Origin of the sequence: Pedobacter frigoris (assembly GCF_005116445.1) — a bacterium.
Taxonomy (GTDB): domain Bacteria; phylum Bacteroidota; class Bacteroidia; order Sphingobacteriales; family Sphingobacteriaceae; genus Pedobacter; species Pedobacter frigoris.
Genome location: NZ_SWBQ01000007.1, coordinates 148,538 through 160,533, shown reverse-complemented (window position 1 = coordinate 160,533; position 11,996 = coordinate 148,538). Strand labels below are relative to the sequence as shown.

6 protein-coding genes are annotated in these 11,996 nt (G+C 39.4%); all 6 read left to right on the top strand.

Annotated features, from left to right (window positions below):
• The first annotated feature begins 61 nt into the window (after window positions 1-61).
• The 6 genes from FA047_RS19395 (at window position 62) to FA047_RS19370 (ending at window position 11,951) form a co-directional block, all read left to right on the top strand.
• Window positions 62-3,388 (top strand): SusC/RagA family TonB-linked outer membrane protein, encoded by a 3,327-nt coding sequence (locus FA047_RS19395; protein WP_205943358.1) that lies wholly within the window; start codon window positions 62-64, stop codon window positions 3,386-3,388.
• A gap of 30 nt (window positions 3,389-3,418) precedes the next feature.
• A complete protein-coding gene (locus tag FA047_RS19390; RefSeq protein ID WP_136837751.1) occupies window positions 3,419-5,125 on the top strand; it encodes a SusD/RagB family nutrient-binding outer membrane lipoprotein in 1,707 nt (568 codons plus the stop codon).
• A 71-nt stretch (window positions 5,126-5,196) separates the two neighbouring features.
• Window positions 5,197-5,772, top strand: a complete 576-nt coding sequence (locus tag FA047_RS19385) for a redoxin domain-containing protein (RefSeq protein WP_136837750.1) — start codon at window positions 5,197-5,199, stop codon at window positions 5,770-5,772.
• Between the two features lie 17 nt (window positions 5,773-5,789).
• On the top strand, window positions 5,790-7,106 hold the full coding sequence (locus FA047_RS19380; RefSeq protein ID WP_136837749.1) for a monooxygenase: 1,317 nt from the start codon (window positions 5,790-5,792) through the stop codon (window positions 7,104-7,106).
• Window positions 7,107-7,299: 193 nt separating this feature from the next.
• Window positions 7,300-8,421: an ROK family protein gene (locus FA047_RS19375; protein ID WP_136837748.1), complete on the top strand. Its 1,122-nt coding sequence runs from the start codon at window positions 7,300-7,302 to the stop codon at window positions 8,419-8,421.
• A gap of 71 nt (window positions 8,422-8,492) precedes the next feature.
• Entirely contained in the window at window positions 8,493-11,951 is a 3,459-nt protein-coding gene (locus tag FA047_RS19370) for a SusC/RagA family TonB-linked outer membrane protein (protein WP_136837747.1), read from the top strand.
• Window positions 11,952-11,996: the final 45 nt, after the last annotated feature.

Below are 11,996 nucleotides of genomic sequence, written 5' to 3'. Positions count from 1 at the left end.
TTTTGAGTACATAGAAACTACTAACAACTATTAATAATTACTAACCTAAAAATTAATCAAAATGAAACAATTTTACTTGAAGTGTATCTGGATGATGGTGTTGATGTTATCTGCCACATGGTCCTATGCACAGAAGTCTTTTACAGGGAGTGTAAAGGATGAAAGAGGACAGCCTTTGCCAGGAGTTTCTGTGCTGGAGGTAGGTACCAAAAATGGAACTGCTACTAATGCTGCAGGTCAATTTACACTATCACTAAGTTCGCAAAGTGTACTTAAAATTTCACTAATTGGCTTTGTTGCCCAGGAAATTGCTATTGGTGACAAAACAACGTTAAGCGTTATTTTGAAAGAGGATGATAAGATGCTGAATGAAGTGGTTGTGACTACCGGTTTCGGTGTGAGACAGCAGACGAGAAAGTTAAGTTACTCTATCCAGGAAGTTAAAGGTGATGATTTGGTAAGGGCTAACGAGCCGAATATTCTTAACGCTATTAACGGTAAAGTTGCCGGTGTTGTAATTAATCAGGGAGCTGGCGGACCTCAGTCGTCATCAAGGATCAGGATTCGTGGTAACTCATCATTGGGAGCAAATACTCAGCCATTGGTAGTTATTGACGGGGTGTTGATTCAGCCTGGGGTAACCGGAGCTGACTCATATGGTAACGGTCCACAAGATTTTGGTAATATTATGAAAAACCTGAATGCTGACGATTATGAGAGCGTAACTGTATTGAAGGGTGCGGCCGCTAGTTCATTATATGGATCAAAAGCTCAGAATGGTGTTTTATTAATCACATCAAAAAAAGGAAGAGCAAACCAAGGATTAGGAATATCATTCTCGCATACTCAAACTATTGAGGAAGCATACCGTGTATTTGACGTACAGAACGTATTTGGTGCGGGTATCAATCCTACTTTTACAAAAGATGCAAATGGTGTATCGCAAGTAGACGCAGCTAACTATTTTTGGGGCTTCGGACCAAAATTCGATGGTAGCCAGGTGAAAGATATTGATGGAAGGATGATTACCTGGGATGCTAAACCTAATAATCTATTAGATATCTTTGATACAGGTATTTACAGTACTTCAAATCTTGCTTTCCAAGGTGCAAATGATAATGGGAACTTTAGGTTGTCATATACCAAATTTGCCGATAAGGGAATTTTGCCAAACAACAGCTTTGACCGTGATGCGATTGATTTTAGAGGATCACATAAATTGGGTAAGCTGATTAATGTAGAGGCAGGTGTAAATTATACAGTTGGAAAAGTGAAAAACCCAATGCAACAAGGTAATAATTCCAGCCCTTTGTTTGCTTTTGTTTATGGAAATCCAAGGAATTATGATACTCAGTATTGGAAGAATAATTACAGAGACGACGTAAACGGTGGCGCGAAACAAGGCGGTGCCGATCCATATGCTTTGTCTAGTTTTTGGTTTAATCTTTACAATCAAGATAACAGACAACGCGAAAATAACTTCCGTGGAAATGTGGAAGTTACTGCGAATGTTACACCTTGGTTGAATGCGATGGTTCGTGGAACGCTAAATCAGATCAATGTTAACTCGGAAACCAGGAATATTGGATCAGGTGTAGGTTTTTCTGGAGGTGAATACGCCTTGGGTCAAACGGATCAGAGAAGTACACGTTTGCAATTTCTATTAAATGCAAGCAGAAAAATCAATGATAATTTCGATTTTAATTTTAGTGTAGGTGGTGAGACTGTCACTGATTTTGGTAGAAGAAGTACAAGGACGCGAACTAACGGTGGGCTGAAAGATCCTGGAAAATTCTACATGGGTAATTCTGTTAATGCTGCCATTACTGATCTTTCTCTTGATGGAAGTATTAGAACCGATGCTATTTATGCTTATGGGGATATCAGTTACAAGAATTATCTAACCTTAAACGCAAGTCTGCGTAACGATCGATCTTCAACGTTAACATATCCTGATGGACATGGCGATTATTCATACTTATATCCTTCTGTGGGTCTATCCTTTGTGTTCTCAGATTTATTGAAAGAGAAATCATCGTTTGGCTTCTTGTCATATGGTAAATTGAGGGCTAGTTACGGACACACAGGTTTGGGTACAAACCCATATGAAACCAGTAGAGGTAAATATTCCTTCCTGGGTATTTATACGGATTCAAAAGGAGCTCAGATTCCACGTTATGGATATAGTGAATACATCAAAGGAAATGATAATCTGAAAAATGAGTTAACGAAAGAGTTCGAAATAGGTACAGAATTGAGATTCCTGAATGACAGGGTAGGTATTGATGCAACTTATTATAAAAAGAACACTTTTAATCAAATATTAGCTCTTGAGGTGCCTGGTGAAAGTGGTGTGCAACTTCAATTGATTAATGCAGGTAACATACAAAATCAGGGTGTCGAAATACTGATCAATGCTACTCCTGTTAAATCGACAAATTTTGAATGGAACTCCAGTGTGAATTTTGCAAGAAACACAAATAAAGTAATAAAATTGGCACCAGGTGTAACAGCAATTACACTATCCAGAGCTTTTGGAGAGGACATGAGATCGGTTGCGATTGAGGGAGAAGAGTATGGAACGATTTATACAGGTTACGGTTATGCTACATACCAGGCTAAGGATGCAAACGGGAATAACATCGACGACCCACTTAATGGTCAGAAATTGCTTAAGGCTAATGGAAGTTACTGGAGAAATGGTGATGCAGGGCAGGGCAATAAAAAACTAGGTACGATGATGGAGAAATTCACTACTAGTACGATCAATAACTTGAGATACAAAGATTTTAATTTAGGTTTTCAAATAGATGCAAAAGTTGGAGGCTTGATGACGTCTGCTTCTCACCAATACGGATCAAACTATGGCGCATTTGAAAGTACTTTGTTTGGCCGTTCGACTGAGTATGGCGGTGTTGAAAGAAAAGTTATCACCAATGGAGTAGTGACTGGTACTTTTAACGACGGTATCATTCCTGAAGGTATTTTTGCTGCCGGTACTGTAATCAATAACGTAAATGTCAGTGGAAAGACTTTTGCTGATGCGGTAGCTCAAGGTCTGATTCAGCCTGTAAGTGCTCGTGTGCATTACGCACGTTTGACGCAGTGGGCGACAGGCATCAGAGAATATTCAACTTTTGAAAATAACTGGGTGGCGCTGAGAGAAGTTTCCGTTGGTTATACACTACCAAAAAAATATGCTGAGAAAATTAAGTTCAACAAATTAAGCATAGGTGTAGTAGCTAGGAATTTGACCTACATTTACAATAGCTTGCCAGATCACATTAACCCGGAGTCATTATTCTCTAATAGCCCAGGAGCTTTTGCAGAATATGGTGGTGCACCGTATACACGCACTTTTGCGTTATCTATCAAAGGAAGTTTGTAGTATCAATTTTAATGATTTTAACAAAACAACATGAAAACAACATATAAAGTATTGATGGGCTTAGCAGTCCTGACATGCATCTCAATAACTTCCTGCAAGAAGGAAACCTTTGTTGAGCTAAATACTAATCCAGAAATACTGGATAAGATTACACCAGAACAGCAATTTTATAACGTATCGATCAGAGTAACGGATAACCGTTCCGAATGGTATTATGACAATTTGAGAGGAATAATGCCATGGATGCAAATGTCTACTCCACTGGCGGGTAATGGCGTTGGCTTTGTAAGCGAATCTGGAAATTTAAGAAATGTTCGTTACGGTATGTTTTATCCAGGCATTGGTGCAGCTCTTGTAGATATAGAGCAGATGATTTCTCAAATGTCTGAAGAGGAAAAAGCAAAGCGTGTTAATCAAGTTGCAATAGCCAAAATTGTGAAAGCTTATTATGCGTTTTATGTTTCTGATATCAATGGAAGCATTGCTTATTCTGAAGCTTTGCAAGGCAAATACGGAGGAACATTTACTCCGAAATATGATACGCAAGAGCAATTGTTTGATTTGTTGGATACAGAACTGAAGACATCAATATCTCAACTGTCTGGTACACCGGCGGTGCCGCAAACGCTTTATGGAGCGTCTGATATGTTTTTCGGTGGAGTAGTCTCAAAGTGGGTTAAAACTGCAAATGCCATTAGAATGAGGATGGCAATGCGTCTGATGAAAAGAAATCCAACTAAGATGACAACCAGAATTCAGGAGATTCTTTCAACACCCGCTAATCTGATGATTGAAAATGCTGATAGTTGGGTTTTTGAAGCTAATGCCACATTTGCTTCTGGAGGAGATTGGTCTGCTTTGAATTTAAGGGCACCAAGACCAGTAGTAGATTTTATGTATACCAATTCGGATCCACGGATCAGATTTTTTTATCAGCAAAATCTATTCTCTCAAGCAAACTTCGATGCAGCTAAAGCTCAGGGAAAAATTCCTGCCACTGCTGTGTTTGATACAAAGCGTTACTATGGTGTAGCGACAAGTCCGGATGCATCAGCCGCTCCAGATTTTGCTAAGTTTTTCAACAGCGTAACGATCACACCAGCCACTGGAGGATCATTGGTTTTAGACACGTTGTCTAACCTGCAACCACGCTTATTTTCTGCCGGTGAGAATGGTGGAACAGGCGTGAACTTTTTCCCTCTTGTAACTTATGCAGACTTTTGCTTTATGAGAGCAGAACTGGCGGCAAGGGCTATTACTACAGAGAATGCTAAGGAATGGTACGATAAGGGCATAACTGCATCAATAAAGATGTATGATGATATGGCGAACAGAGCTAAAATTGTCGACAGATCGAATAATAGCAACTACGTAGCGGCAACAGATGCTGAAATCATTGCATATCTTGCTAAACCAGCTGTAGTTTACACCCCCGCTAAAGGAATAGATCAGATTGCTTGTCAAGCTTATCTACACTTCTTTAAACAGCCGAGCGAAGCCTGGGCATTGTACAAAAGGACTGGTTATCCAAATACTACTAGTGTGCTTCCTCTTGAGAAGTTGATAGCTCAGGGTACAGAACAGACCATTCCAAGAAGAGCATCTCTTCAGTTTCCAGGTGTAACTAACCTTAACTATCAAAATATCATCAATGCATTTGACGAAATGAAAAAAGATCCAGACTGGGGTACCAGTCCAAGTGATATTTTCGGACGTGTATGGTGGGATAAGAAATAATTCAATAAATAATACTTATTTTAAGGGTGCCTTTTTAAGGCGCCCTTTATTGTTGAAAGACTAATCGTATCATGAGTAAAGCTTTACTAACTACTTGCCTATTTCTTTTTCTAGTGATTAAAGCAGATGCTCAAAATGCTATGGTTTCCTGGAAAAAAATCAGACAGATATCATTTCAGGATGTAACAGGGAAAAGTATTCAGCTTACGGATAATGCTCCTGCTGTGTTCGTGATGCTATCCCCTGAATGTCCACTATGCAGAAACTATGCTCCTGTACTTAACGAACTCAGCAAGCAATATCCCGACGTTGCATTTTATAGTGTTTTTCCTGGCAAAGCTTATGGCATCAAAGAAATTAGCCAGTATCAGAAGGAATATCAGTTGTTGCTTAAAGTACTGATCGACCCAGCAAAGAAATTGAGCAGTTACCTGAAAGCCAGCACAACTCCTGAATGTATATTTATTGATAAACTGGGAGTGATAGCCTACCATGGAATGATTGATAACTGGCCTGCCAGTCTAGGTCAGAAACGAAAAGTAATTACAGAAAAATACCTGGCAACCGCATTAGCGCAGCAAAAATCAGGCAAAGCCATCACTATAAAACAAACCAAACCGATCGGGTGTCTGATCAATGATTTATAATTTTTTAAGATCTCCATATGAGGCCAATACTTATTTTACTTTCTATGATCCTGCTGAATACTTTGGTAAAAGCACAAAAGATCACCTTTCATAAAGACATCGCCCCCATTATCCATAACAATTGTACCCCTTGTCACAGACCTGGAGAGGCTGCTCCTTTTTCTTTGATCAGTTACGATGACGTTGCGAAAAGGGCAAATTTCATTAAGAAGGTTGTAAGTTCAGGCTATATGCCACCCTGGAAGCCGGATAACGATTACAGAACTTTCCATAATGACAGGTCGCTATCCAAGGCAGAGAAGGATCTGATTATTAAATGGGTAGATAATAAAGCCCCTGAGGGATCTGCAAAGGCGGAAATTCAAACATCTGCCAAGGCGTATGTAAACGGAACGCAATATGGAAGAAAGCCTGATACGGTATTGAAAATGTCAAAGCCTTTTCCGTTAAAAGGTGACAATTCTGAGCGCTTTATCGTTTTCAAGATTCCTTTTGATTTTGACAAAGAACAAAATGTTGAGGCCATTGAATTCGTTTCCAGTAATAAGCAGGTAATACACCATGCAAATTTTGCTATTCACCCCGTTGAGGATAACATAGATATTAAGCAAGGAGCAGATTTTGTCGATTTAAGTGGAGCAGATAGAACTCAATATGATCAATATCTGCCATTCAAAACTAAAATGGATTACTATGGCGGCTGGATACCCGGTACATCTTTAGAATCCTATCCAAAGGATTTCGGTTGGGTAATGCCAAAAAGAGGTGTCATCTTGCTAACAATACATTATGCCCCGTCTGGTAAGGATCAGGAAGACATCTCAGGAATTAACTTCTTTTTTACGCCGAATCCCATTAAGCGGAAGGTTAGTGTGATCAGTCTTGGCTCGGCAGGGGTAGGCGAGGGATCTATTGAGCCTTATTTTATGATTCCGGCAGATACAACCAAATCATTTGAACTCAAAATTGTGACACCTCAAGACCAGTCAGTGTTATATGTGTGGCCTCACATGCACCTGTTAGGTAAGAAATTCAAGTCATATGCCGTTACTCCGGAGCAAGATACCATTCCGCTTGTCTCTATTCCAGACTGGGACTTTAAATGGCAGGAGATCTACCGTTACAAGAAGCTTGTTAAGATACCTAAAGGTTCTATCCTTACTATTGAAGCATTTTATGACAATACCAAAAGTAATCCTAACAATCCAAGTAATCCTCCCAGAATGGTGTTTTCTGCAAATGATATGAAGACTACGGATGAAATGATGACGATGTTATTGGTATTTCTAAAGTATGAACCTGGAGATGAAGATTTAGAACTGGACCCGAAATAGCGTACTGACTATGTATTTAGAAGCTGTATTATGATTAAAGTCTAAGAGACTTTAAAAAAATATTAAAAAGTATTATGTTTTTTGGTAATTAAATATTAAGTTTAGGTAACTAAACCAAAAAACCGTGTCTGCCAGTTTCAAAAAATACCATCAATTACGAAAAGAAGTAATTAGGCATTTGTATTTTAATAGAATGCTGACCTTGACGGAGTTGAGCGTATATACTCATAAGAGTTTACCATTGGTTACCAATGCGGTGAATGATTTGGTTGCAGATGGCTATGTAATTGAGTCGGGCCTCGCCCCGTCTACTGGTGGGAGAAGGGCTTCGACATACCTGTTAAATCAGCAAAAGCAGCGGTTTGTAGTAGCAGTTGCCATGGATCAGTTGACCACCCAGGTAGTGATCTACGATTTGTTAAGTAATATTGCAATTCAGTCTGAAACGCTGAACTTTTCGCTAAGTGAGGAATCTGCAGGTTTAAAGACCCTTATAAAATTTTTAAAGGATTACATTCTTCGTTCTGGAGTTCCTTCAGATAAAATATTAGGTATCGGTATTGGAATGCCGGGTTTTGTGAGTGCCACACATGGGGTTAACTACACTTTTTTTAAGCTCAAGGGTCATCATAATTTAAAAAGTTATTTAAGCAAGGAATTGGGCTTTCCTGTGTTTATAGACAATGATTCCAGTCTGATTGCATTGGCCGAATTGAAATTTGGGGCTGGCAGAGATCTTAAGGAAATACTGGTTGTTAATGTTGGATGGGGAATAGGGCTTGGTATGGTCATTAATGGAGCATTATTTAGAGGTCATAGTGGCTATGCAGGAGAGTTTAGCCACATTCCATTATCTCAAAGTAATCAGTTGTGCTCATGTGGTAAGCGCGGATGTTTAGAAGTAGATACTTCTTTGTTGGTGTTGGTTGAGCGCGCAAAAAATGAAATTGCCGCGGGAGTAAGCTCTAAGTTGGAACATTCATTTAAAGATTCAAGTAAGTTACCTGGTGATCATTTTTTAGAAGCGGCGAAAGCCGGAGATCCTTTAGCCGTGTCTATTTTGTCAGATGCTGCCTTTCTGATAGGAAAAGGCATAGCCACGCTTATTCATATCATGAATCCGGAGGTTATTGTGATTGGGGGACGGGGGGCAATGGCCGGGAAGATATTAATGGCCCCTGTGCAGCATGCTATCAATGAATTTTGTATACCAAGGTTAGCTGAGCAAACAACGATTGCTGTTTCTCAACTGGCTGGCGAATCAGGATTGCTGGGGGCAGCAATTCTTGTGATTGAGAATTGTGATTTTACCTAGCAGGTAAGAATCTCTTTTATATATAACTACTAATCTAAACTAACAAACACTAACAACTAAATCTAAAAACCATGAAACAGATGTACTTAAAGTGTATGGCGCTGTTGTTATTTAGCCTAATAACAATATCAGCTTATGCACAAAAAACTGTTACCGGAAAGGTAACCGACCAATCTGGAGCACCCTTGCCGGGAGTAAGTGTGCTCGAAAAAGGCACAAAAAATGGAGCCTCTACTAATGCCAGCGGAGGATATAGCATTTCCGTAAAGGAGGGAGCTACGCTTAGATTTGTCTCTATAGGACTGACCACCAAGGAAGTTGTTGTCGGAAGTTCAACGAGTCTAAATGTAGTTTTAGAATCTTCAACGAGTGACCTTAATGAAATTGTCGTAACAGCTTTAGGCGTAAAAAGAGAAAAGCGGGCTTTAGGCTATGCTACTCAAACGGTGGAAGGTAAAGATCTTACGATTGCCCAGGCGCCAACTATTGCACAAGGTCTAATGGGTAAAGTTGCTGGCTTGCAAATTTCCCAGGCTGGGGGTGGTGCAGAAGGTGGGTCGTCTAGAATTGTAGTGCGTGGAAATACTACGATTACTGGCGATAATAGGGCATTGATCATCGTGGATGGAGTTGCTATTAATAACGACCCTATAAATGTAAACAGCAATTCAGGCGGCGGGAGTGTGTTAGGCGCTGTAGGTGCTGATGTTGGCGGCTATAAAGACTGGGGCTCTGGTATGAACATGGTTAATCCCGAAGATATTGAAAACATAACCGTTTTAAAGGGACCTGCAGCTGCAGCTTTATACGGAGCGCGTGGAGGTAATGGAGTTATTTTAATTACACGCAAAAAAGGAAGCAATCGCCAAGGACTTGGAGTAGATTATTCTTTTTCTACCCGTAACACAGATGCGTTTTCGATGCTGGATTTTCAAAATGAATATGGTCAGGGTGGTGTAGGGTCTATGACTTCTTCTGATCAAAGCAAATGGTTTCCTAAAAACGGTTCAGGTCAGCGGATGCAAATAGGTAACAACACCAATTCTGCTGGTAACTATACCAACAACTCTCATGGCCCAATGCCTTATCCTAATGCTCAAGATTTTTATAGTTATTTTAGTTACCCGGGTAGTTACTCATGGGGACCACGTTTTGATAACCAACCAATTATGTTTTACGATGGTGTACAAAGGCCTTATGTTGGAAAACCTGATAACTGGAAGGCATATTTCCCTGAAGGCTCAGTAACCTCTCACAATATTGCAGTTAATGGTGGTAATGAAGTTGCGACAGCACGTCTTTCATATACAAGGAACGATACAAAGCCTAATATGATTAACAGTAATATACAGAGCAATAACTTTAATCTTGGCTCTACATTAAAAATCAGCAGTAAAATGTCAGCGGAAATTACTTCCAGCTATACTAATTTCAAACGTTTGAATGCAGCAGGACAAGGTGCAGGTTGGCAGGCGGCGCCTGTTTATTCTATGGCGAGGGATTATGATCCTGATTTGGTTTTCTCGCAGCAATTTGGCGCAAATGGCGAACGTATTGATATTGGAGCTATGCCCACTCTAGCCAATGGCCCAGCATACCCTTGGTCTACAGGATACCTGAATAACCAATACTGGCAGTTGTTAAAAAATAATTCAGATTATACACGTAACCAGTTCGTAAGCAGTCTTAAACTTACAGCAGATCTAACAAGTTGGTTAAACGTAACAGCACTAGGGGGTCTAGATAATTCTAATGATGTGCTAGAGGTAAGAAATACACCTATAGATGTTCTTGGTCAGATTGAGGGTAAATATGCGCAGTCATTGTCGAAATATTTAAGTAGAAACTTAAATGCCTTTGCTCGTTTACATAAAGATAACCTGTTTAAAGATATTAATGCCAGCCTTACTTTAGGTGGCGAATCTTTTTACAGAAATGATTATGCAGTGAGCAATTCAACTTCTGGAAATTTTGTTAAGCCATTTATTTATGCATTAAATAATGGAGCGACTGCACCAACTGCCGGAGAAGAAGTAAGGTATACTAAGAAAATTAATTCTGTATTTGGATTTCTGAATCTTTCTTATAAAAATTATTTGTTCTTAGAAGGTACCTTAAGAAAGGATTGGTTTAGTACATTGCCAATGGCAAACAATAGTATCGCTTACCCGTCAGTTAACTTGGGATATGTATTTACTGATCATATCAGCGGGCTGCAAACCAGTATGCCATGGTTAAATTTTGGTAAGCTTAAACTTTCTTATGCAGAAACAGGAAGTGATGGTTCAATTGATCCTTATTCTATCTTTAATACGCTTGATGGAGCAGTATATAATGGATCACAGGCTCAAAGTCTTCCTTCAAATTTGAAAATTGATGGTATTAAACCAGCAAAAAGCAGATCTTTTGAAGCGGGTATTAATCTGGGATTATTTAATAATCGCTTGAATATTGATTTAACAGCATATTCAATGAAGAGCTTTAACCAGATCTTGGGTAATCCGCTTCCAGTATCATCGGGATATAGTTCTATTACAATTAATACTGGTTCATTGGGAAATAAAGGCCTCGAGTTTGTTGTTGGTGGTTCGCCTATTAAGACTCAAGATTTTTCTTGGGATATATCGCTTAGCGGAGCCAAGTCAAGCACAAAAGTATTGGGGCTTTCGGATGGCGTTAATCAGTTAAACCTTGGTAATTATTTTGGAGGAGCAGGTGTATCGCAACGTGTTAAAGTTGGTGAAAACTATGGTACTATCTACGGTAAAGATTTTGTTTACGTAGACGGTCAGAAGGAAGTAAAGCGTGCTTTGGGTACTGACGGCTTACCGGTAACATATTCAGCTGGTGGTAAAACCTATTATGCAGGTACACAATGGGCGCTTACTCCTGATGAAGTTTCAATTGGAAATTCGCAACCTTTTATGACAGGAGGTATTTCTAATACTTTCCGCTATAAAAACTTCTCGTTGTACTTGTTAGCTGATGCAAAAATAGGTGGGGATACTTATTTTGGATCTTATGCAGCGGCTATGGGAAGTGGTACGATTAAAGAAACATTAAAAGAACGTAATGGTGGCGGTTTGCCATATACTTATCCAGATGGAACAACAGCAAATGTTGGTGTTGATTTTGGAGGTGTTTTGGTTACCCGAGATAATACTGGCAAAATACTAAGTACTACTCCAAATACTGATGTAGTGCATTATCTCTGGTATTATGCAGGTACTTATTCTGCGTGGAACCATTTAGGCAGGCCAACTTCAGCAAGTGTGTTTGAAAACTCATGGTTGAAAATGAGAGAAATCGCGCTTACTTACAGGGTGCCGCAAAAATTAATGCAGAAGACAAAAGTATTGCAAAGCCTTTCTGTATCGTTGATTGGACGTGACCTGTTTTATATCTTCACCACAATACCTAAGGGGTTGAATCCTGAAGGTGTAAACGGTATTGGTAATATTCAGGGAATTGAATATTCTTCTATGCCGAGAGTACGTTCCTTTGGTTTCAGTATAAAAACTTCTTTATAAGTTTTTGTTGATTCAATTATGTGTTAAACTAAAAATAAAAGCGTT

Coding starts and splice junctions, on each gene's coding strand:
- FA047_RS19395 (WP_205943358.1), top strand. CDS start 62: ATGAAACAATTTTACTTGAAGTGTATCTGGATGATGGTGTTGATGTTA.
- FA047_RS19385 (WP_136837750.1), top strand. CDS start 5,197: ATGAGTAAAGCTTTACTAACTACTTGCCTATTTCTTTTTCTAGTGATT.
- FA047_RS19390 (WP_136837751.1), top strand. CDS start 3,419: ATGAAAACAACATATAAAGTATTGATGGGCTTAGCAGTCCTGACATGC.
- FA047_RS19375 (WP_136837748.1), top strand. CDS start 7,300: ATGCTGACCTTGACGGAGTTGAGCGTATATACTCATAAGAGTTTACCA.
- FA047_RS19380 (WP_136837749.1), top strand. CDS start 5,790: ATGAGGCCAATACTTATTTTACTTTCTATGATCCTGCTGAATACTTTG.
- FA047_RS19370 (WP_136837747.1), top strand. CDS start 8,493: ATGAAACAGATGTACTTAAAGTGTATGGCGCTGTTGTTATTTAGCCTA.